22 protein-coding genes and 1 pseudogene are annotated in these 21,188 nt (G+C 66.5%); 11 read left to right on the top strand and 12 right to left on the bottom strand.

Features of this window, described 5'->3' with window-relative positions; genetic code table 11:
* Positions 1–198 precede the first annotated feature (198 nt).
* Complete coding sequence (gene cmoA, locus NF616_RS13985; protein ID WP_252273902.1) at positions 199–942, top strand: carboxy-S-adenosyl-L-methionine synthase CmoA; 744 nt, start codon at positions 199–201, stop codon at positions 940–942.
* Complete coding sequence (gene cmoB / locus NF616_RS13980; protein WP_434091893.1) at positions 942–1,910, top strand: tRNA 5-methoxyuridine(34)/uridine 5-oxyacetic acid(34) synthase CmoB; 969 nt, start codon at positions 942–944, stop codon at positions 1,908–1,910. The genes cmoA and cmoB overlap by 1 nt, the downstream gene beginning before the upstream one ends.
* A 7-nt stretch (positions 1,911–1,917) precedes the next feature.
* Here the strand turns inward: cmoB and NF616_RS13975 are convergent, their stop codons facing one another.
* The gene (locus NF616_RS13975) at positions 1,918–2,355 is read right to left on the bottom strand and encodes a PaaI family thioesterase (RefSeq protein ID WP_252273900.1); all 438 of its coding nucleotides are present in this window, start codon (positions 2,353–2,355) and stop codon (positions 1,918–1,920) included.
* 125 nt (positions 2,356–2,480) lie between these two features.
* Positions 2,481–3,317: a CvfB family protein gene (locus NF616_RS13970; RefSeq protein WP_252273899.1), complete on the bottom strand. Its 837-nt coding sequence runs from the start codon at positions 3,315–3,317 to the stop codon at positions 2,481–2,483.
* A gap of 175 nt (positions 3,318–3,492) precedes the next feature.
* Here NF616_RS13970 and NF616_RS13965 point away from each other — a divergent pair, with 175 nt between their 5' ends.
* Positions 3,493–5,694: an LTA synthase family protein gene (locus NF616_RS13965; RefSeq protein ID WP_252273898.1), complete on the top strand. Its 2,202-nt coding sequence runs from the start codon at positions 3,493–3,495 to the stop codon at positions 5,692–5,694.
* 105 nt (positions 5,695–5,799) lie between these two features.
* Here the strand turns inward: NF616_RS13965 and NF616_RS13960 are convergent, their stop codons facing one another.
* Entirely contained in the window at positions 5,800–6,924 is a 1,125-nt protein-coding gene (locus tag NF616_RS13960) for a PQQ-dependent sugar dehydrogenase (protein WP_252273897.1), read from the bottom strand.
* A gap of 113 nt (positions 6,925–7,037) precedes the next feature.
* Between NF616_RS13960 and NF616_RS13955 the strand changes: the two genes are divergently transcribed.
* Positions 7,038–7,760, top strand: coding sequence for an rRNA pseudouridine synthase (locus tag NF616_RS13955; protein ID WP_252273896.1), 723 nt, complete (start codon positions 7,038–7,040; stop codon positions 7,758–7,760).
* Between the two features lie 10 nt (positions 7,761–7,770).
* Here the strand turns inward: NF616_RS13955 and NF616_RS13950 are convergent, their stop codons facing one another.
* Positions 7,771–8,496, bottom strand: coding sequence for a substrate-binding periplasmic protein (locus NF616_RS13950; RefSeq protein ID WP_252273895.1), 726 nt, complete (start codon positions 8,494–8,496; stop codon positions 7,771–7,773).
* A 138-nt stretch (positions 8,497–8,634) separates the two neighbouring features.
* Between NF616_RS13950 and NF616_RS13945 the strand changes: the two genes are divergently transcribed.
* Positions 8,635–9,615, top strand: coding sequence for a zinc-dependent alcohol dehydrogenase family protein (locus NF616_RS13945; RefSeq protein WP_252273894.1), 981 nt, complete (start codon positions 8,635–8,637; stop codon positions 9,613–9,615).
* 269 nt (positions 9,616–9,884) lie between these two features.
* On the opposite strand, the gene NF616_RS13940 is transcribed toward NF616_RS13945, so the two are convergent.
* Positions 9,885–11,222, bottom strand: coding sequence for a DEAD/DEAH box helicase (locus NF616_RS13940; RefSeq protein ID WP_252273893.1), 1,338 nt, complete (start codon positions 11,220–11,222; stop codon positions 9,885–9,887).
* 176 nt (positions 11,223–11,398) lie between these two features.
* Between NF616_RS13940 and NF616_RS13935 the strand changes: the two genes are divergently transcribed.
* From NF616_RS13935 to NF616_RS13925, 3 genes are read left to right on the top strand one after another with little or no spacing between them, the layout of a single operon-like run.
* Entirely contained in the window at positions 11,399–12,052 is a 654-nt protein-coding gene (locus NF616_RS13935) for a 7-cyano-7-deazaguanine/7-aminomethyl-7-deazaguanine transporter (RefSeq protein ID WP_252273892.1), read from the top strand.
* 55 nt (positions 12,053–12,107) lie between these two features.
* On the top strand, positions 12,108–12,539 hold the full coding sequence (locus NF616_RS13930) for an anti-virulence regulator CigR family protein (RefSeq protein WP_252273891.1): 432 nt from the start codon (positions 12,108–12,110) through the stop codon (positions 12,537–12,539).
* Positions 12,540–12,560: 21 nt separating this feature from the next.
* Entirely contained in the window at positions 12,561–13,103 is a 543-nt protein-coding gene (locus NF616_RS13925; RefSeq protein WP_252273890.1) for a dihydrofolate reductase family protein, read from the top strand.
* On the opposite strand, the gene rarD is transcribed toward NF616_RS13925, so the two are convergent.
* The 3 genes from rarD to NF616_RS13910 all read right to left on the bottom strand — a co-directional run bounded on the left by rarD (position 13,100) and on the right by NF616_RS13910 (position 15,281).
* Positions 13,100–13,996 carry an EamA family transporter RarD gene (gene rarD, locus NF616_RS13920; RefSeq protein ID WP_252273889.1) on the bottom strand — a complete coding sequence of 299 codons (897 nt, stop codon included), beginning with the start codon at positions 13,994–13,996 and terminating at the stop codon, positions 13,100–13,102. The two genes, NF616_RS13925 and rarD, sit on opposite strands and share 4 nt — an antisense overlap.
* A gap of 241 nt (positions 13,997–14,237) precedes the next feature.
* Positions 14,238–14,837 (bottom strand): FMN-dependent NADH-azoreductase, encoded by a 600-nt coding sequence (locus NF616_RS13915; RefSeq protein WP_252273888.1) that lies wholly within the window; start codon positions 14,835–14,837, stop codon positions 14,238–14,240.
* A gap of 129 nt (positions 14,838–14,966) precedes the next feature.
* Positions 14,967–15,281 carry a 3-phosphoglycerate kinase gene (locus tag NF616_RS13910; protein ID WP_252273887.1) on the bottom strand — a complete coding sequence of 105 codons (315 nt, stop codon included), beginning with the start codon at positions 15,279–15,281 and terminating at the stop codon, positions 14,967–14,969.
* A 50-nt stretch (positions 15,282–15,331) separates the two neighbouring features.
* On the opposite strand from NF616_RS13910, the gene NF616_RS13905 reads away from it, so the two are divergent.
* The 3 genes from NF616_RS13905 to NF616_RS13895 are packed head-to-tail and all read left to right on the top strand — an operon-like array spanning position 15,332 to position 17,642.
* Positions 15,332–16,258 (top strand): LysR family transcriptional regulator, encoded by a 927-nt coding sequence (locus tag NF616_RS13905; RefSeq protein ID WP_252273886.1) that lies wholly within the window; start codon positions 15,332–15,334, stop codon positions 16,256–16,258.
* Positions 16,259–16,269: 11 nt separating this feature from the next.
* The gene (locus NF616_RS13900) at positions 16,270–17,097 is read left to right on the top strand and encodes an alpha/beta fold hydrolase (RefSeq protein ID WP_252273885.1); all 828 of its coding nucleotides are present in this window, start codon (positions 16,270–16,272) and stop codon (positions 17,095–17,097) included.
* Entirely contained in the window at positions 17,091–17,642 is a 552-nt protein-coding gene (locus tag NF616_RS13895; protein WP_252273884.1) for a peptidylprolyl isomerase, read from the top strand. The genes NF616_RS13900 and NF616_RS13895 overlap by 7 nt, the downstream gene beginning before the upstream one ends.
* 100 nt (positions 17,643–17,742) lie before the next feature.
* Here the strand turns inward: NF616_RS13895 and NF616_RS13890 are convergent, their stop codons facing one another.
* From NF616_RS13890 to NF616_RS13875, 4 genes and pseudogenes are all read right to left on the bottom strand, one after another.
* Positions 17,743–18,090 (bottom strand): SH3 domain-containing protein, encoded by a 348-nt coding sequence (locus NF616_RS13890; protein WP_252273883.1) that lies wholly within the window; start codon positions 18,088–18,090, stop codon positions 17,743–17,745.
* A 13-nt stretch (positions 18,091–18,103) separates the two neighbouring features.
* Positions 18,104–18,428: pseudogene (locus NF616_RS13885) on the bottom strand (low molecular weight protein tyrosine phosphatase family protein).
* A 13-nt stretch (positions 18,429–18,441) separates the two neighbouring features.
* Complete coding sequence (locus NF616_RS13880; protein WP_252273881.1) at positions 18,442–19,572, bottom strand: GNAT family N-acetyltransferase; 1,131 nt, start codon at positions 19,570–19,572, stop codon at positions 18,442–18,444.
* 86 nt (positions 19,573–19,658) lie between these two features.
* Positions 19,659–20,948 carry an OprO/OprP family phosphate-selective porin gene (locus NF616_RS13875; protein ID WP_252273880.1) on the bottom strand — a complete coding sequence of 430 codons (1,290 nt, stop codon included), beginning with the start codon at positions 20,946–20,948 and terminating at the stop codon, positions 19,659–19,661.
* Positions 20,949–21,188 lie beyond the last annotated feature (240 nt).

Below are 21,188 nucleotides of genomic sequence, written 5' to 3'. Positions count from 1 at the left end.
GCACGAAGCCAGCCTGGAGTCGCGTCGATGTCCGCATTCGTTTCGATCCCTGTGTACTACCAGACACAAGAGTAACCGTTGCAGCGCAGATAGCCATCAGGCTGGCCGGCGGGCTTTCCGACCAGACGCCCCTCCAGCGGTTGGGTCGCCGCCCGCTCTTGGCTAGAATGCCGGCCTTTTCCGCCCGGACCGACCGCCGTGACTCAGCAGCCCGACCGACTCTTCGCCCAGCCCCTGGACCAGGTGCCGGACTTCGTCTTCAACGAGGACGTGGCCAAGGTCTTCCCGGACATGATCAAGCGCTCGGTGCCCGGTTACCCGGCCATCGTCGAGAGCCTCGGCGTGCTGGCCGCGCAGTTCGCCCAGCCGCACAGCGCGCTGTACGACCTCGGCTGTTCCCTCGGTGCGGTGACCCAGGCGCTGCGTCGTCACGTGAAAACCGACGACTGCCGGGTGATCGCGGTGGATAACTCCCGCGCCATGGTCGAACGCTGCTCGGAATACCTGCACGCCCAGGACGCCATGTTCCAGGAGCTGCTGCCGGTCGAGGTGATCGAGGCGGACATCCTCGCCCTGGACTTTCAGCCCGCCTCGCTGGTGGCGCTCAATTTCACCCTGCAGTTCGTCGCCCCCGAACAGCGCCTGGAGCTGCTGAGCCGCATCCGCCAGGCCCTGCTACCCGGCGGCGCGCTTATCCTCTCGGAGAAGCTGCGCTTCGAGGACGATCAGGAGCAGGCGCTGCTCAACGAATTGCACCTGGCCTTCAAGCGTGCCAACGGCTACAGCGAGCTGGAAATCGCGCAGAAGCGCAGTGCCATCGAGAACGTGATGAAGCCCGACAGCCTGGAACAGCACCGCGAGCGTCTGCTGGCCGCAGGCTTCAGCAAGGTTGTGCCGTGGTTCCAGTGCCTCAACTTCGCCTCGCTGATCGCCCTGCCATGATCTTTTCCCGCCTCGACCTCGACACCCTGCAACAACGACTGGCCGGCACCCCGCTGCAGGACTGGGCCTTTGAGCTGCCCGGCCAGCTCGACGCCAAACTGGCCATCGGCCACGGCGACCTGCAGCGCTGGTACGCCGCCGTCGAGGCGCTGCCCGAGCTGGCGGTGACGCACTCCGAGTTGAAGGACGCGCTGCGTCTGGAAGGCACCTGCGACGCGACTACGTGCGGCATGCTGAAGACTGCGCTGCAGGGCCTGATCCCCTGGCGCAAGGGCCCGTTCGAGCTGTTCGGCGTGCATGTCGATACCGAGTGGCGCTCCGACTGGAAATGGACGCGGGTCGCGCCGCATCTCGACTTGGCCGGCAAGCGCATCCTCGATGTCGGTTGCGGCAACGGCTATTACATGTGGCGCATGCTCGGGGCCGGCGCCGACAGCGTGGTCGGCGTCGACCCCAACTGGCTGTTCCTCAACCAGTTCCTCGCCGTGAAGAATTACCTGCCCGACTCGCCCGCCTGGCACCTGCCGCTGGCGCTAGAGGAGCTACCGGCAAAGCTGGAAGGCTTCGACACGGTGTTCTCCATGGGTGTGCTCTACCACCGCCGCTCGCCCGTCGACCATCTGCTCGACCTCAAGGACAAGCTGGTGCGCGGCGGCGAACTGGTGCTGGAGACCCTGGTGGTCGAGGGCGATGCCCAGCAGGTGCTGGTGCCGGAAGACCGCTACGCGATGATGCGCAACGTCTGGTTCCTGCCCTCGGTACCGGCACTGGAGCTCTGGCTGCGCCGCGCCGGCTTCGTCGACGTGCGCTGCGTGGACGTGTCCGTCACCAGCGTCGAAGAGCAGCGCGCCACCGACTGGATGCGCTTCCAGTCGCTGCCCGACTTCCTCGACCCCACCGACCCCAGCCGCACCGTCGAGGGCCTGCCGGCGCCGACCCGCGCCGTGCTGCTGGCGCGCAAGCCCTGACGGTGGCTCAGTCGGCGTAGCCCAGAGCGTCCGTCAGGTTGATCTTGCTGCGCACGAACACGCCGTTGCCGCGCCCTACCTCCTTGCCATCCTCGCCGTAGAGCACCGCCTCAGCGATGAATTGCGAGCGGTTGCGGTTGACCACCTTGCCCACCGCTCGGAGCCGGCCGGCGGACACCGGGCGGGTCAGGTAGGTGGTGAAGGCCGTGGTCAGTACGAATACCTCGGGCTCCAGGGAGTTGGCGGCGAAGAAGGCAGCATCGTCGAGCAGCTTGAAATAGACCGAGCCGTGCACGGCGCCGGCAGCGTGGAAAAACTTCTCTTCCACCTGAATCTCGATCTCCGCCTCACCCTCGCCGACGCGCATGCGCGGCCGGTAGAAGGTGTTGACGGGCGCGGCGCCATACATGTTCTGCAGGCGCTGATAGTGTTCCTCGGGGCTCATGGCGACTCCGCATCGATGAATACGGCGCCACTGTATCGCGCCGCCACGACTACGAAATCGCCGCGGCCGGACAGCCCGCAAGCATGGCGGAATCGGCCGCGAGGCGCTTGCCGATCCCGTCGGCCTCAGGCCAGCTCGATGCCGTCCTCGCGGATGACGATCAGCCCCTGGCGGAACAGCCCGCCGATGGCCTTCTTGAAATTGCCCTTGCTCACGCCGAAGGCCTTGCTGATGGCCTCGGGCGGGCTCTTGTCGGACAGCGCCAGGCGTCCGCCGGCATCGCGCAGGGCGGTGAGGATCTGCTCGGAGAGCTGATCGCGGGCCTGCTGGCCGACCGGCTGCAGGCTCAGGCTGATCTTGCCGTCATCGCGCAGCTCCTTGATGAAGCCCTTTTCCTGGGAGCCGCCACGCAGGAACTTGAACACCTCGTTCTTGTGGATCAGGCCCCAGTGCTTGCCGTCGATGATGGCCTTGAAGCCCAGGTCGGTCTGCTCCACTACCAGCAGGTCCACCTCCTGGCCCACCCGGTAGTCCGCCGCGGTCTTGTCCAGGTAGCGGTCCAGGCGCGCGGTGGCGGTGATGCGGCGGGTGCGCGGGTCGAGATAGACGTGCACCACGCAGTAGTCGCCGACCTGCAGCGGGCGCTTCTCCTCGGAGTGCGGCATCAGCAGGTCCTTGGGCAGGCCCCAGTCGAAGAACAGGCCGACCCGGTTGATATCCACCACCTTGAGGCTGGCGAAGCCGCCGACCTGCACCCTGGGCTTCTCGGTGGTGGCGATCAGGCGGTCCTCGCTGTCCAGGTAGATGAACACGTTGAGCCAGTCGCCGACCTCGCAGGGCTCGCCCTTGGGGATGTAGCGCTTGGGCAGGAGGATCTCGCCGTCGGAGCCGCCGTCCAGGAACAGACCGAAGTCGGCCAGCTTGGCCACCTGAAGAGAGTTGTAGCGCCCGATAAGAGCCATGTTCGTCACCCGCTGCGTAGAGGCGCGCATTCTACACGCCAGGGCCGTTGACGGCTGGTTACATCCGTCGCTGGCGCATAGCACGGCCATGTTTCAGAATGATGGCGCGGGCACTTCAGTCCGCTCCATCTGTCTGAATGACACGGACTCTCGCCGCATTATCCCAGGAGCTCCTGTGCACCTTTCCAGCCGCTGGCTGCCCTATCCCGCCGCGTCGCTTGTGGCCCTGGGCGCGTTGTTCCTCGTCCTGCCCATCACCTGCCGTTACGTTCTGGGCTGGTCGAGCTGGCCGGGTTACGTCTCGGATCTCGGCATCGGCGGCCTGCTCCTGCTGCTCTGCTACCGCCGCCCGCTGCTCGCCGCTCCGCTCACCCTGGCCTGGGCACTGCTGTTTCTGAGCAACGCGGAACTGGTGAACGCCGTGGGCCGCATGCCGGTGCCCGGCGACCTCAAATACCTGAGCGACCCGCAATTCGTCAGCCAGTCCACCCAGGGCAGCGGCATCCGCTACCCGCTGCTGGCCGGCGCACTGGCCGCCGCCGTGCTGGCCTGCCTGCTGCTCGGGCGCCGCCGTGGGCCGAGGATTTCCCGCTACGCCTTCCTGTTGCCCGCCGCGCTGCTGTTCAGCCATGCCGTCGACCAGTACCTGGAGCCCAGCGAGGACGACCAGTGGCGGCTGTTCAACCTGCCGCACAAGGTGCTGGCCGAAGGCACCAGCCGCGCCCGCGTGGCGGTCGAAGACTGGTACGCCGGCGAGGACTCCGGCCTGCCGCCGGACATCGACGGTCTGACCCGGCTGGACCTCTCGGGCACGTCACTGCTGCCGGGTGGCGGCAAGGCGCGCAACGTGCTGATCGTCACCCTGGAGGGCATCCCCGGCGCCTACATCGCCAAGAACCGCCAGCTGATCGGCAGCTCCTACGAAGAAGATCTGATGCCGCGCCTGAGCGAATGGGCCGAGCGCAGCATGACCACGCCGGACTACGTCCTACACAGCCATCAGACCATTCGCGGCCTGTACGCCATGCTCTGCGGCGACTACGAGAAGCTCGACTCCGGCACGCCGAAGGGCGTGGAGTTGCTGGCCAGCGAGACCCGCAACCTGCAGTGCCTGCCGCACCAGCTGCGCACCATGGGCTTTCGCACTCATTTCCTGCAAGGTGCCGGGCTGCGCTTCATGGCCAAGGACCAGATCATGCCGCACATGGGTTTCCAGCAGACCCACGGCCGCGACTGGTTCAAGAACAAGCCGTATCTGGAATTCCCCTGGGGCATGGATGACCGCGCCTACTTCGAGGGCGCGCTGAAGTACGTCGAGCAGCTGCGCCAGAACAAGCGGCCATGGATGCTGACCCTGCTTACCGTCGGCACTCACCAGCCCTACTCCGCGCCCAGTGAGTACCTGGAGCGCTACCCCACCGCCAAGCAGGCCGCCATCGGCTATCTGGACGACGCGGTGGCCGACTTCCTCGATGGCCTGGAGAAACAGGGCGTGCTCGAGGACACCCTAGTGATCGTCACCTCCGACGAGTCCCACGGCCTGGAGAACGTGCGTCTGGCCTCGGCCTGGGGCTTCAACCTGGTCTTCGCGCCGAAAGGCGACAAGCTGCCCAAGGTGAAGTCCGGCGTGTACGGCCACGTCGACCTGACCGCCTCGGTGCTCGACTATTTCGATCTGCCGGTGCCGGACAACATCGCCGGCCGCTCGCTGTTCCGCGACTACCCCGCGCCGCGCGAGATCATGTCCTACACCAACGGCCTGCTGCGCCAACACGACGGCAAGGTGTTCACCGAGTGCAACTTCCAGCAGGTCTGCCGGCGCTACGAGAGCAGCGGCTTCATCGCCGACCGGCCCAAGTACCTGGGACGCATGAGCGGCCGCCCGGCGCGGCTGGTCAGCCAGCGCGCCGCCCTCCTCGACCAGTCCATCACCGGCGGGCAGGTCGGCCAGCGTTACCAGTTCGCCAACCGCGAGCGCATCGACCTGAAGACCGAGTCGAGCGACGAGTGGGCCGACAACCTGATCGGCGCCCAGTACCTGGAAATGCCCAAGGGCACCCGCACCCGCGTGACCGTGAAGATCGAGGCCGTGCGTCTGGACCGCCAGGGCGCGACGCTGCGCCTGCTGACCAAGGAGTTCGACCGCAACAACAGCCTGGCAATCCCGACACTGCCCCCGCTCAAGCGCGGCGAGAGCATCGAGCTCAGCTTCGACTTCAATAACCCCGAGACGCGTAAGGCCTTCTCCTTCCACCTGCTCGGCGAGGGCCACGGCGCCATCCGCATCAGCGACTTCAGCGTGGTCACCGAGCCCCTGCCGCCGGAGCTGGTGGCCTCCCAAGTGCCAGATACGGCGATGGAGGCGGCGGCGCACTGAGCGGGTCGGCGCTCTTGATGGCGCTCACGGCGCACCCTACGAAGCTCCGACGTGGAGTGCAGACGTAAGGGCGCGCCGCGCGCACCCTGTAGTCCCCGTCCCCCGTTACTTCTCCTGCAAGCCCAGGCGAACCAGCTTGCCGTCCGGCGCGTCGGTCAGCAGGTAGAGGTAGCCGTCGGGGCCCTGGCGGACATCGCGGATACGCCAGTCCCTGTCCTCCAGCAGACGCTCCTCATGCCCCACCCGGTCGCCGTCCAGCTCCAGGCGGATCAGCGACTGATCGGCCAGAGCTCCGACGAACAGGTTGTGTTGCCAGGCCGGGAAGCGCTCGGCGGAATAGAAGGCCATGCCGGAAATCGCCGGCGACTTCTCCCACACATGGTGCGGCGCCTCGGTGCCGGCCACTTTTTCGCCCTCGGCCTCGGGTATCGGCAGAAAGCTGTAGTTCACCCCGTGGGTAGCCTTGGGCCAGCCATAGTTCAAGCCCTTGCGCGGGATGTTGATCTCGTCGCCGCCGCGCGGACCGTGCTCGTGCAGCCAGATCTGCCCGCTCCAGGGGTTGAGCGCCATGCCCTGGGCGTTGCGATGGCCATAGGACCAGATCTCCTCGCGCGCGCCGCTCTTGCCGACGAAGGGATTGTCCCGGGGCACCGAGCCATCCGCCTCGATGCGCACCAGCTTGCCCTGCAGCTTGTCCAGCTCCTGGGCGGTGGCGCGCTGGTTGTTCTCGCCGAGGGTGATGAACAGCATGCCGTCCCGGTCGAACACCAGGCGCGAGCCGAAATGCGCGCCCTGAGACAGTTTGGGCTGCTGACGGAAGATCACCTCGAAGTTCTCCAGCCCGCTCATGTCCGCCTTCAGGCGGCCGCGGCCGACGGCGGTGCCGGCATGCTCGCCATCCTCGGCCGCCTCGGAATAGCTCAGGTAGACCAGCTGATCCTCGGCGAAGCGCGGTGACAGCGCCACGTCCAGCAGGCCGCCCTGGCCGCGGGCAAACACCGGAGGCAGGCCGGTCAGTGCTGCGCCGAGCCGACCCTCGCCATCGAGCCAGCGCAGGCGACCCGGCCGCTCGGTGATCAGGCTGCCCTTGCCATCCGGCAGAAATGCCAACGCCCATGGATACTCCAGGCCGCCCACCACCTCGGTCACCTGCAGTTCACCCAGCTCGCTGCTTTCAGCCAACGCGTTGGTTGCCATGCTCAGCAACGCGCCCGCGATCATGCTCGTCATCGCACCTTTCATTCCTACCTCCTCGTTTGGTCGATACTCCTTTTTAGCCCGATCACGGCGACGGCCCCAGGCCCGGTACAATGCCTTTCATTTCCTGATGTGACACAACCGCCATGCCCGAAGCCGAACGCCTGTCCAAACGCCTGATTCAGCAAATCGCCTGTTCGCGCCGCGAGGCCGAGCTGTACATCGAGGGGGGCTGGGTCACCGTGGACGGCCGGGTAGTCGAGGAGCCGCAGCACCCGGTAACCAGCGAGCAGATCGCCCTGCTGCCTGGAGCCAAGGCCGAGACCCAGCCACCGATCACCCTGCTGCTGCACAAGCCGGCCGGCCTTGGTTGCGGCCTGGGCGCCAACTCCACCCAGCAGCTGCTCAGCCATACCCATCGCTGGACCGAAGACCCCAGCGGCATCCGCCCGTTGAACCGCCACCTGCGCCGCCTGGAACTGCTCACGCCGCTGGAGACTGACGCCAGCGGCCTGCTGGTGTTCAGCCAGAGTCACGCGGTGCAGCGGCTGTTCAAGGAGAAGGGCGCGGAGCTGGAGCAGGAATACCTGGTGGAAGTCGCCGGCCAGCTGGACCACAAGGGGCTCAAGCGCCTGGCCTTCGGCCTCAGCTACAAGGGCGTGACCCTGCCGCCATGCAAGGTCAGCTGGCAGAGCGAGACACGCCTGCGCTTCGCCATCAAGGCGGTGCAACCGGGCCAGCTGCGCTTTATGTGCGAGAGCGTGGGCCTGCAGGTAGTGGGCATGCGCCGCCTTCGCTTCGGCCGCACCGGCCTGGCCAAGCTGCCGGTCGGCCAATGGCGCTATCTGGGGCTCAACGAGAAGTTCTGAGGCCGCGCGCTCAATAGTCGGCGTAGCGCTGCTCGATGCGCAGGTACTCGCCGCTGGCCCGGATTGCCGCCAGGCCGCGGTCGAAGCGCTCGCGCTGCTCGCGCAGGCGGAAACCGACGCTGTAGGCGCTCGGTGGAAACAGCAGGTACTGGGTGACCGGCTGGGTCGTGTCGACCTGCCGGGCGACCTCGCGATTGAAGTAGCGCAGGATACGCGGATCGCCCACCGCCACGTCGATGCGGCCGCTGTACAACAGACGATTGCGATTGATCTGCTGGGCTTCCTCGCGATAGTGCGGGTTGGCCTCGGCCATGGCCTGGAATTCCGGCCCCAGCAGGTGCCGCGCGCGCTGGAAGGTGCTGATGGAATACCGCCGCAGGTCGGCGATGCGTTCGATGTGGTAGCCCCGCGATGTCAGGGCGAAGGCGACGTTCTGACAGTAGATGTAGGGCTCCGAGTAGTGCGCCTGGATGCCGCTGTAGGCGTTGGTGGTGGCGATGCCATCCAGGTCGCCACGCTCCAGGGCCAGGTGCAGGCGCTCCATCGGCGCGTAGCGCGCGTCCATCTCGTAGCCGGCGGCCTGCACGGCGGCAGTGACGATCTCGTACTCGATGCCGCGGTCCTCGCCCTCGAACACGTAGGGCGGCTTGTGCGTGCCGAACCCGATGCGCAGCGGCTCGGCCACCACGGCAGGTGCCAGCAGTATCCACAACCACGGCCAGACGCGTAGCAGCATGCGCTTTCCCCTGTGCGATGGGCCTAGCATAGGCGCTGCGCGGCGCACGGCGCCATCACTCGCGGATATGCGCGACGATTCATCCCGCGGCAGCCTCTTGCGTCTAGACTCAGCGCTCTCAGCCGATGGAGAACTGCCATGCTCAAAGCCGAATACCAACACCGCGGCAAGGTCCCGCAGGACGTGATCGAAGCGGTCCAGCTGGAGCTGCCGCCGCTGGCCGCGGGCCAGGCGCTGATCAAGGTGCTGGCCGCGCCGATCAACCCGTCCGACGTGCTCACCCTGACCGGCGAATACGGCATGCTGCCGCCGCTGCCGGCCATCGGCGGCAACGAGGGTGTCGGCCGCGTCGAGCAACTGGGCGACGGCGTGACCAACGTCAAGGTCGGCCAGACCGTGCTGCTGCCGGTCGGCTGTGGCACCTGGGTGACCCACCTGCACGCCCCCGCCGCCAAGCTGATCCCGCTGCCGGACGCCGATCCGCAGCAACTGGCGATGATGACCATCAACCCGCCGACGGCTTCCCTGCTGCTCAGCCAGTTCGTCGACCTGCAGCCCGGCGACTGGGTGATCCAGAACGCGGCCAACTCCGGTGTCGGCGGCTACCTGATCCAGCTGGCCAAGCTGCGCGGCTTCAAGACCATCAACGTGGTGCGCCGCGAGGCGGCGGTGGAAGGCGTGAAGGCCGAGGGCGGCGACGTGGTGCTGGTGGACGGCCCGGACCTGCACAAGCGCGTGCGCGAGGCCACCGGCGGCGCCAAGCTGATGCTCGGCATCGACGCGGTGGGCGGCAAGGCCACCGACCACGTGGCGGCCTGCCTGAGCGAGGGCGGCACCCTGGTGAACTACGGCCTGATGAGCGGCGAGCCGTGCCAGGTGTCGGCCTCCTCCTTCGTCTTCCGTGACGTGACCCTGCGCGGCTTCTGGCTGGCCAAGTGGTTCCAGAAGGCCACCCCGGCCGAGCAGATGAAGGTCTTCGGCGAGCTGACCCAGCTGATCGCCGGCGGCAAACTCAAGGCACGCATCGCCGCCACCTACCCCGTCGCCCGGATCAAGGACGCCATCGCCGCGGCCGCCAGCGGCGAGCGCGACGGCAAGATCCTGATCGTCGCCGAGTAACGGCGCCCGTGCCGATGGGTGTCAGGGTGCACCGCCTCGGCGAATGCCCCTGGCGACGGCCGACGTAGGGTGCGCCGTGCGCACCACCTCGGCTCAACCGCGGGGCCATGGTGCGCATGGCGCACCCTACATAGAGCGAGCCGTTCGGGCCCATCGATGGGCCTACCTGTAACGGCTTCCACGTCGGGTGCGCCTTACGCACCACCCCGGGGTCATCTAAAGGGCCATGGGCACACGAACAAAAAAGGGGCCCTCGGGCCCCTTTCGTTTTACTCCACCGGCTTCTTGCGCTTCAGCGGGGCCAGGCCATCCTGGCTGACCAGCCCCGAGGGCGCGGCCTTCGGTGCGTTCGGGCGGCGTTTGGGCGTGGCCTTGGCGGCCGGCTTCTTGGCGCCGTCCTTCTTGTCGGTCTTTTTCTTCTTCACGCCCACGGCCTTGCCGGACGCCTTGACGTTCTTCGGCCCCTGGTAGCTGCCCTTGAGCTCCTTGATCACCCGACGCTCGAAGCGCTGCTTGAGATAGCGCTCGATGCTCGACATCAGGTTCCAGTCGTTGTGGCAGATCAGCGACACCGCCAGGCCCGCCTCGCCGGCACGACCGGTGCGGCCGATGCGGTGCACGTACTCGTCGCCGGAGCGCGGCATGTCGAAGTTGATCACCAGGTCCAGGCCCTCGATGTCCAGGCCGCGGGCCGCCACGTCGGTGGCCACCAGCACCTTGGTGCCGCCCTGCTTGAGGCGGTCGATGGCCAGCTTGCGGTCCTTCTGGTCCTTCTCGCCGTGCAGCACGAAGACCTTGTAGTCGGCCGCCACCATGTGGCCATAGAGGCGGTCGGCCTGGGCCCGGGTATTGGTGAAGACGATGGCCTTGCGGTAGGTCTCGTTGGTCAGAAGCCAGTGCACCAGGCGCTCTTTGTGGCCCGGGTCGTCGGCGGTGATGATCTGCTGAACGGTGGTCTCGCTGAGCTGGTCGACGCTGTTGAGCTTGAGGTGCACCGGCTCGCGCAGCACCTTGGCGATCATCTCGCGCAGCACCTTGCCGCCGCCGGTGGCGGAGAACAGCAGGGTCTGCTGGCGGTTGGCGCATTCGGCGGTAATGCGCTCGATATCCTCGGCGAAGCCCATGTCGAGCATGCGGTCGGCCTCATCCAGCACCAGCACCTCGACGCCATTTAGCTTCAGACTGCCGGCATTGAGGTGCTCCATCAGGCGGCCCGGCGTGGCGATCAGTAGGTCGGGCTGGCGACGCAGCAGCGCAGCCTGCTCCTTGAAGTCCTCGCCGCCGGTGACCAGCGCCGACTTGAGGAAGGTGAACTGGGAGAACCGCTCCACTTCCTTGAGGATCTGCTGGGCCAGCTCGCGGGTCGGCAGCAGGATCAGCGAGCGCACGTCGGTGCGCTGCTTGGCATTGGCGTCGCCGAGCAGTCGGTTGAGCAGCGGCAGCAGGAAGGCGGCGGTCTTGCCGCTGCCGGTCTGCGCCGTCACCCGCAGGTCGCGGCCCTCCAGCGCCGGCGGAATGGCCGCAAGCTGCACCGGCGTCGGCTCGGTGAAGTTGAGCTCGGCGACGGCCTTGAGCAGGCGTTCATGCAGGGCGAATTGGGAAAACACGGGGCTTACCTCGGCGCGAATCGGAAAAAACGGCTGCATAGGTTACCGGTTGTCGCGGTAAAAGGCCGCACTTGATCGAATTTTGTACAAAAGAGCACGAACGTATAGAATGCGCGCCGCCAGCCATCCGGGCCGGCATGGGTTCCCTAACCCCATCCCACAAAAAGGTAGCCTCCATGCTTCTGCCTCACGCAGCGCATCAGCGCTCGGCCCTGGCCGTGCTGATCGCCTTCCACATCCTCATCATCATCGCCAGCAACTACCTGGTGCAGCTGCCGATCACCCTGTTCGGCTGGCACACCACCTGGGGCGCGTTCAGTTTCCCGTTCATCTTTCTGGCCAGCGACCTGACCGTGCGCCTGCTCGGCAAGAGCCCGGCGCGCCAGGTGATCGCCCGGGTGATGATTCCCGCCCTGCTCGCCTCCTACGTGGTCTCGGTATTGTTCCAGGAAGGCGCCTTCCGCGGCTTGGCGGCCCTCGGCGAGTACAACGAATTCGTCCTGCGCATCTCGGTGGCCAGCTTCCTCGCCTACGTGCTCGGCCAGCTCCTCGACATCCAGGTGTTCGACCGCCTGCGTCAGCTGCGTCAGTGGTGGGTGGCACCGACCGCGTCGACCATCCTCGGCAACCTGCTGGACACCTTCGCCTTCTTCTCGGTGGCCTTCTGGCGCAGCGACAACCCGTTCATGGCCGAGCACTGGGTGGAGATCGCCACGGTGGACTACGGGGTCAAGCTGGCCGTCAGCCTGATGCTGTTCGTGCCGCTGTATGGCATGTTGCTGCGGACCATATTGCGGGTGCTGGACAGCCGGAGTCGCGCGCCGGCCTGAGGAACGATCAAGCGAAGCCAGGCTCGAACGCTCATACCCCGCTTCGGAGATTCGCATGGCTCGCAGACTACCGCTCGCTTTCTTCGCCGCGGCCCTGGCGTTCGGCCTGGGCTCCGCCGGCGCCGCGCCCAAGCATGACAAGCACGAGAAACACGAGAAGCACGAAAGCCATGAGCGGCACGGCAACGATGACGATGTCACCGTCGACCTGCGCGGGCCGAGCATCGACATCGGCCGCGTGCGGCTCATCCTCGGCGACAACCGCGACCTGATCGGCCCGGCGCAGTCGCTGCCGCCGGGCATCCGCAAGAACCTGGCGCGCGGCAAGCCGCTGCCGCCGGGCATCGCCAAGCGCTTCGACAACCGCCTGCTCGGCCAGCTGCCGCACTACGACGGCTACGAGTGGCGCCAGGTCGGCACCGACGTGGTGCTGGTCGCCCTGGCCAGCGGGTTGATCTACGAGATCATCGAGAACGTGCTGGACTGACGACCAGCGTTCGGGGGATGCATGAAACCAGCACTGATCTATTACGTCGCCGCCAGCCTGGATGGCTACATCGCCCGCCCGGACGGCAGCGTGGACTGGCTGGAGCCCATCGAGGCGTCCGGCATCGACCACGGCTACGAGGACTTCTACCGCGGCATCGACGGCCTGCTGATGGGCCGCGCCACCTACGACATGCTGTGCAGCTTCGGCATCGGCTGGCCCTATCCTGGCAAGCCCTGCCGCGTGCTGGCGCGCAACCCGCTGGAAACGCCGGCGGCCGAGGTCAAAGGACTTCACTGCACCCCGGCCGAGGCCCTGGACGAACTGGCGGCGCTCGGTTGCCACCGGGTCTGGCTGGTCGGCGGCGGCAGCCTGGCCGGCAACTGCCTGGCCGCCGGGCTCCTCGGCGAAGTGGTGGTCAGCGTCATACCGCACCTTCTCGGTGCCGGCATCCCGCTGTTCGCCAGTGGCCTCGAGCAGCGGCTGCAGCTGTGCGAACACAAGGCGTTCGCCACCGGCGTTACCCAGCTGCGCTACCGGATCGAAACGCCCGGCACCGACTAAGTTGCCCGCCGCGCCTGCTTGCGCAGCAGGCGCGCACTGTCCCAGCCGGTGAGCAGCACGGCCAGCCAGATCGGCCCGTAAGTCCACAGCTGCTGCGGGGCGAAGGCCTCGCCGAGAAAGAGCACGGCGACGCCGAACAGCAGCACCGGCTCCACGTAACTGAGAATGCCGAACAGCCCCAGCGGCAGCAGGCGGCTGGCCGCCATCATCGCGCCGAAGGCCAGGGCGCTGAGCAGGCCCAGGCCGGGCAGCAGCCACCACAGCTGCGGTGCCTGCTCGAATGCCGCGGGCGGTCCGTAGGCAAGGATCAGCCAGATGCCCAGCGGCGCCAGCACCAGCATCTCCAGGACGAAGCCGGACAGCGCGTCCAGCCTCATCCAGCGGCGCAGCATGAAGTACGGCGGATAACCGAGGGCCGCCACCAGCGTCACCCAGGAGAACGCCTGGGTCAGCCACAGCTCGTGGATCACGCCGAGCAGCGCGCAGCCCACGGCGATGCGTTGCAGCGGACGCAGCCTCTCGCCATAGAACAGCCGGCCGACCAGCACCATGGCCAGGGGCAGCAGGAAGTAGCCGAGAGACACGTCGAGCATGCGCCCGGCCAGTGGCGCCCAGACGAACAGCAGCCACTGCACGCCCATCAGCGCCGCCGCCACGGGCAGCGCCACCAGCAGCAGCGGTTCGCGACGCAGGCGGACGAAAGCGGCGGCGAGCACATCCCACTGGCGGCCCAGGGCGACCAGCAGCAGGACCGCCGGAATCGACCAGAGGATGCGCTGGGCGAACACCTGCAGCCCGTCCAGCGGCGCCAGCTCGCGGACGTAGCCGGGAACCAGGACGAACAACACCGACGCCACCACCGACAGCGCCACACCACGACCCGATACCTGCACCGCCGCCTCCGACCCACGACTCGAGGCGGGCATCGCACCACAGTGCGTTCAATATTTCAAACACAGTTTGGCGCGCGGTCGCCCATACAGACGTACGGACGGCACCGTGCGCATTTGGCGTGACCGATCCTGAAAGGCGCGCATAAAAAAACCGGCCCGCCGGGAGGAGCACCCAGGCGAGCCGGTGACGGGCCGGCAATGCCGGCCCCAGGGGGAGCGGGAGAAAGCGCGACTAAACGGGTCAGGCGACCTGGGCCAGCTGCTCGCGGGCCTTGGCCAGGCCCTTTTCGGAGAACTCGGCGCCCATGTTCAGGCCTTCGGCGTGGATGAACTCGACCTCGTGGATGCCGATGAAGGCCAGGGCCTGACGCAGGTAGGGCTCCTGGTGGTCCAGGCCGCTGCCGGCGTAGATGCCACCGCGGGCGGTCAGCACGTAGGCGCGCTTGCCGGTGAGCAGGCCCTGCGGGCCGGTCTCGGTGTACTTGAAGGTGACGCCGGCGCGCAGCACGTGATCCAGCCAGGCCTTCAGAGTGCTGGGGATGGCGAAGTTGTACATCGGCGCGGCCAGCACCAGCACGTCGGCGGCCAGCACCTCGTCGGTCAGCTCGTTGGAGCGGGCGGCGGCGGCCTGCTCGGCCTCGCTCTGCTGGTCGGCGGGCTTCATCCAGCCGGCGAGCAGGGTTTCGTCCAGGTGCGGCACGGGCTGCTTGGCCAGGTCGCGGACCTTGACCTGGTCCTGCGGGTGGGCGGCCTGCCACTGGCCGATGAAGTCGGCCGTCAGCTGACGGGAAACGGAACCTTCCTGGCGGGCGCTGCTTTCGATAACGAGGATGCGGGACATTGGGCTAACTCCATCGGGGTTGTTTGTTTCGATGGAGTGAAGGTTATGGTCAGCCAATGAGATTAAAAAGCGCAAAAATACGCTTCAAATCATCAACAAAGTTGATTTATGCAGAGCCCGGCTCTAGGCTCAGCTCTGCTCGCACGTGAGGTCGACCCGCAGTTTGATGATGTCGCGGGCGAAGCGCACGGTCAGGGTCACGCTTTCACCCGGCTTGAGCTCCGCCGAGCGGTTGCGCGGCGCCTCGGGGCCGTTGCGGAAGCGCGCGTCGCACTTGGCGGGAGCGAGGCCGTAGTTGTACAGGGTGAGGCCGCCGATGTTGCGGTCGATGTCCTGGATGGAGGCGGACACCTCGGCGCCGTTGAGCTGCTTCTCCAGTTCGGTCGGATAGGCGGCGGCGGTCAGCGGCATCAGCGCGAGCAGCGCCAGGCAGCAATTTTTCATCGGCTTACTCCTTGTTCGAGGGGTGCCAGATTAGAGAAGAGGAAGCGGCGATGAAAGCGCCCCGTGTCACCCTGGAACAATGGCGCACCCTGCAGGCAGTGGTGGACCACGGTGGATTCGCCCAGGCCGCCGAGGCGCTGCACCGCTCACAGTCGTCGGTGAGCTACACGGTGGCGCGCATGCAGGAACAGCTCGGCGCGCCGCTGCTGCGCATCGACGGGCGCAAGGCCGTGCTCACCGAGGCCGGCGAGGTACTGCTGCGCCGCTCGCGGCAGCTGGTCAAGCAGGCCAGCCAGCTGGAGGAGCTGGCCCACCATATGGAACAGGGTTGGGAAGCCGAAGTGCGCCTGGTGGTGGACGCCGCCTACCCCACCGCCAATATCGTGCGCACCCTCTCCGCCTTCATGCCGCAGAGCCGCGGCTGCCGCGTGCGCCTGCGCGAGGAAGTGCTGTCCGGGGTCGAGGAGGTACTGCGCGAAGGCTCGGCGGACCTGGCCATCAGCGCGCTCAACATCACCGGCTACCTGCCCATCGAACTGGGCGAGGTGGAGTTCCTCGCCGTGGCCCACCCGGAACACCCGCTGCATCGCCTGCAGCGCCCGGTGACCTTCCAGGACCTGGAGGGCCAGATGCAGGTGGTGACCCGCGACAGCGGCCGCGTGCAGCCGCGCGACGCCGGCTGGCTCGGTGCCGAGCAGCGCTGGACGGTCGGCAGCCTGCCCACCGCGCGCACCTTCGTCAGCAGCGGCCTCGGCTTCGCCTGGCTGCCCCATCACCTGATCGCCCGTGAACTGGAGGAAGGCCTGCTCAAGCCGCTGCCGATGGAACAGGGCGACACCCGCCGGCCGCGCTTCTTCCTCTACAGCAACAAGGACAAGGTGCTCGGCCCGGCCACGCAGATCCTCATCGAACTGATCAAGAACTTCGACGGCGCGCCGCTCGAGGCGCCTTTCGCGGCGCCGCTGCCCGGCGTGTGAGGAACCCGGCCATGCCCCATTTCGAACATCGCGGCTGCCGGCTGCACTACGAGGACCACGGCCGGGGCGAACCCGTGTTGCTGGTGCACGGCCTGGGCTCCAGCATCCAGGACTGGGAATACCAGATCCCGCACCTGCTGCAGCGACGCCGCGTGCTGGCCCTCGACCTGCGCGGCCACGGTCGCTCCGACAAGCCGCGCGAGCGCTACAGCATCGCCGCCTTCGCCGAGGACGTGGCGGCGCTGATCGAGCACCTGGGCCTGCCGAACGTGCACCTGGTGGGCATCTCCATGGGTGGCATGGTCGGCTTCCAGCTGGGCGTCGAGCGTCCCGAGCTGCTGCGCAGCCTGACCATCGTCAACAGCGGGCCCGAGGTGAAGGCCCGCAGCGCTGCCGACTGGTGGATGCTGGCCAAGCGCTGGACGCTGTCGCGCCTGCTGAGTATGGAGACCATCGGCAAGGGCCTCGGCCGCCTGCTGTTCCCGCGGCCGGAACAGGCCGAGCTGCGCGCCAAGGTGGAACAGCGCTGGCCGCAGAACGACAAGCGCGCCTACCTCGCCGCCCTCGACGCGATCATCGGCTGGGGCGTGCGCGAGCGCCTGTCCGCCATCGCCTGCCCGGTGCTAGTGGTCAGCGCCGACCGCGACTACACCCCGGTGGCCACCAAGGAGGCCTACGTGCGCGAACTGCCGAACGCCCGCCTGGTGGTGATCGAGCACTCGCGTCACGCCACCCCGATGGACCAGCCGCACCGTTTCAACGCCGTCCTGGACGATTTCCTCGCCCAGGTCGAACAGTCTCAACCGCACCACGAAAACAAGGACCCGCAATCATGCTGAAGCAACTCATCCTCTCCGCCGGCCTGCTGCTGAGCACCGGCCTGTTCGCCGCCGAAAACCCGCACGTGGTGCTGACAACCAGCTACGGCGACATCGAGATCGAGCTGAACGCCGAGAAGGCGCCGATCAGCACGCAGAACTTCCTCGCCTACGTCGACTCCGGCTTCTACAACGGCACCCAGTTCCACCGGGTGATCCCGGGCTTCATGGTCCAGGGCGGCGGCTTCGATGCCGACATGAAGGAGAAGGACACCCTCAAGCCGATCAAGAACGAGGCCGACAACGGCCTGCGCAACGACCGTGGCACCCTCGCCATGGCGCGCACCCAGGTGGTGGACTCGGCCACCAGCCAGTTCTTCATCAACCACAAGGACAACGACTTCCTCAACCACGGCGGCCGCGACTTCGGCTACGCGGTGTTCGGCAAGGTGGTGCGCGGCATGGACGTGGTCGACCGCATCGCCGGCGTACGCACCGGCAACCGCGGCATGCACCAGAATGTGCCGGTCGAGCCGGTGCTGATCATCAGCGCGAAGAAGCTCTGATTTGCGGCTCCTGGCGCAGCCACTTGCATGGCTGCGTCTACCCTCCACAGGCAGACCGCAGCAATCAAATAGCACCCAGAGGTTGGGCACAGAGTGCGCGTTACAAGCGAGGCCCCTCGTCCGGCCGGGAAATGATCCTCAGCCGCTCGCTGTGCACCCACACACCCGCATCCTCTTCATCACCGGCCGGATACATGATCTGCGACCAGCCTTCGTACTCGCTGTAGATGGATACCCTATCGCCGGGGATGATGAACTTGCCGGCGATTCGGCACGCCGAGCTGGGCGCCGAATGGAAATGTGCCCTGCCCTGACCAACCACTTCACCTATCCAGGGGCTGTGCCAGTCGGCGTCCTTGGCTCGTGTATCCAGCCTGGCGCAGTCCGCTCCAAGAGCCAGCAGTGGCCAGCCCAGCAGGGCAAAAAAACCACAGACTATTCTCGCCATTCTCGCTCCTCACTCAGCGCAGATAGGCGCCAGCCTTGCGTTCCAGCAACTCGACCAGTTCCGGCTGCATGTATTCATAGTCGTCCGGAATGCCCAGGCAGATCCACCCGCCGGTCTTTGAGCAGCGGGCCGAAGCGCTGCTGCAGGCGACGCTGGTGCACCCGTTCCATGACGAAGATCAGCTCGGCCCACTGCACCTGTTCGGCGGACAGCAGCACCTCGGCATCCGGCGCCAGCCCGGCCGAGTCGCTCTCCACTCCGAGCCAGGCAGCAAAGATCTGTTCGGCCGTGGGGCTGCGCAGGCGGTTGCGGCTGCAGATAAACAGGGCACGAATCATGGCTGGCACTGGCTCAGGTTCCTTCCTGGCGATAGGGCAACAGCTGCCGCGCCTGCTCGGCATAGGCCAGTACGGCCGGCCGCTCCTCGGCGAGGAACTGGTCCACGGCGGCGCGCAAACCGGGATGCAGCAGGTAATGCCAGGAGCGGGTGATTTGCGGTTCGAAGCCACGGATCAGCTTGTGCTCGCCCTGGGCGCCGGCGTCGAAGCGCTGCAGGCCTTCCTCGATGGCGCGCTCGATGCCCTGGTAGAAGCAGGTCTCGAAATGCAGGCGATCGAAGTCGCCGAGACAGCCCCAATAACGCCCGTAGAAACTGTCGCCGGCCACCAGGCTGAAGGCCATGGCCACCGGGCGACCACCCTGCCGCGCGCTGACCACGCGAATGGCTTCGGGCATGCGCTCGGCCAGCAGGCTGAAGAACTCGGGCGTCAGGTAAGGCACGCGACGGCGCACATGGTAGGTGCTGGCGTAGCAGGCGTAGACGAAATCCCAGTCCGCCTCGCTCAGCTCGCCGCCGCACTGCCAGCGGAAGTCGATGCCCTGCCCCGCCACATGCTCGCGCTCCTTGCGCAGCTGTTTGCGCTTGCGCGAATTGAGCGCGTCGAGAAAGTCCTGGAAATCGCGGTATCCGCGGTTGCGCCAGTGATACTGACAATCCAGGCGCTGCAGCCAGCCCTCGCGACCGGCGAACAGCGCATCGTCCTCGGAGCGCAGAAAGTTGATGTGCAGCCCGGACAGCCCGTCGCGCTCCAGGCTCGCCACCAGTTCGTCGAGCAGCGCAGCGGCCTGTTGCGCGTCGCCCAATAGACGCGGCCCGGTCACCGGGCTGAAGGGCACGGCCCCGAGTAGCTTGGGGTAATAGGCGATGCCGGCCCGGTGATAGGCATCGGCCCAGCCCATGTCGAACACGTACTCGCCGTAGGAGTGATCCTTGATATAGGCCGGCAACGCGGCCACAAGCTCGCCGTTAGCCGCGTGCAACAGGCGATGCGACGGTCGCCAGCCCGTGCGGCCGCCGACGCTGCCACTGTCCTCCAGGGCCGAGAGAAAGGCGTGGCGCAGAAAGGGTTGCGGCTCGGGCAGCAGGGCGTCCCAGGTGGCGGGGGCGATATCGGCGAGGCGGTGCAGGATGGGAGACGGCATGCCGCCAGTCTGGCGCCTCGTCGCCGCAAAAAAAAGGCCCCGCAATGCGGGGCCTGGAAGAGGAGCGGATGAACGAGGTGTTGTGATTAGAAGACGTACTGGGCGCGGACCACGAAGCCGTCGCCGTCGTCGTCGCCATTGGCGTTTTCCTGGTTGTCGACCTTGGCCTTGACGTACACGCCGCTGATCTTCACCGCTTCGTTGGCATACCAGTTCACACCGAGGTTGTGCACCTTGCCTTCGACGTCGTCGCTCGGATCGATGCCGACGGTATCGTCCTCGACGGTCAGGTGGTCATAGCGGTAGAAGACTTCCCAGGCACCGATCTGCTTGTTAGCCGGCTTGATCGAGTCGAACTTGCCGATCTTGTAGCCGCGCGGCTCGCCGGTCAGGGTGTAGGCCACCTGAGCGTAATAACCGTCGCCTTCGATGTCGTCGTAGGCGTCGGAGTCGGCCTGCAGGTCACGCTTGATGTATTCGCCCTGGACGGAGAACGGACCCATGGCCCACGCCGCTTCCAGACCCCAGGCACTGTCGTCGTCGTAGGCACCGGCCGGAGCGCTGCTCACGCCGCCCAGCAGCAGGCGGTTGCCGTTGGTGCCGGCGTCATTGCCACCGGCGGTGGACACGCCACGCATACCCAGGCGGCTGCGGATGCGGCTGTCGACGGCGGTGTCGTCCAGGCCACGCATGGCGTAGTTCACACCGAAGTGAAGGACGTTGCCGGCTTCGTGCATGGGCGCGAATACGCCACGGGCGTTGAACTGCTTGACGCTCTCGCCGTCGACGTCGTTCTGGTCCTTGGCGCTGATGCTGGTAGAGCCGTAGAACATCTCGCTGGTGAACAGCGCCTGGATGCCCATGCCGTTCTGGTGGGCGTTGACCCAGTCGACCAGGTCGTAGGCGGCGTTACGCTCCTGGGCGGTCACCCACTTGGAGCTGGTGGCTTTTTCCAGACCGAAGTCCGGATCGAAGCGACCGACTTTGATGCCGACCGGCTTGAAGCCGGCATAGAGGATGGAGGCTTCGTCGAAGTAGCCATCTTCCGAGCTGCCGGCGTTGTGGGCGAAATCGTAGTTGATGGTGTAGACCCAATCGCCGTAGGCAACGCCGGACAGCTCGAGGAAAGCGCGACGGAAATAGGCCGCGTCGGCATTGTCACCGTTCTGGGTGTAGAAGCCGTCGAAGGTGCTGTAGTCGGCCTGCAGGCGACCGCCAACCTTGAACGAGAACTGCTTGTCGGTGGTGCCTACTTCCAGGCCACCCTTGGTCTTGATCATGATGTCGGCGCCGTCGGTGGTGACGGTGCCGGCGAAAGCCTGGGCGGAAATGGCCAGAGCGAGGGCGCTGGCGGCAATACCGGCGAAGTGCTTCATCGAAAGGATTCCCCTATTGGTCTTTAGAAAACACTGGGCCTGGGGCCTGCGTGTTGGGGGGGAATCTTGGAGGGGGGTTATTTCAGCCCGGTTGCTTTTATATGAAAATTCAATGACATAGGAACTTTTTTACTTCGATCGAGAATAAGCGTAATCCCGCGCCCCGCCTGGGCTGAGAGCGATCCGGCCCGGTGGAAAATCCAGCATTAGAAGGTCGATGCTCCTGAGGCAATGGCATTC

This window comes from Pseudomonas subflava, assembly GCF_023823685.1.
GTDB classification, from domain to species: domain Bacteria; phylum Pseudomonadota; class Gammaproteobacteria; order Pseudomonadales; family Pseudomonadaceae; genus Aquipseudomonas; species Aquipseudomonas subflava.
The sequence above is the reverse complement of the archived record's forward strand: the minus strand, read 5'-3'. Positions and strand labels throughout refer to the sequence as shown.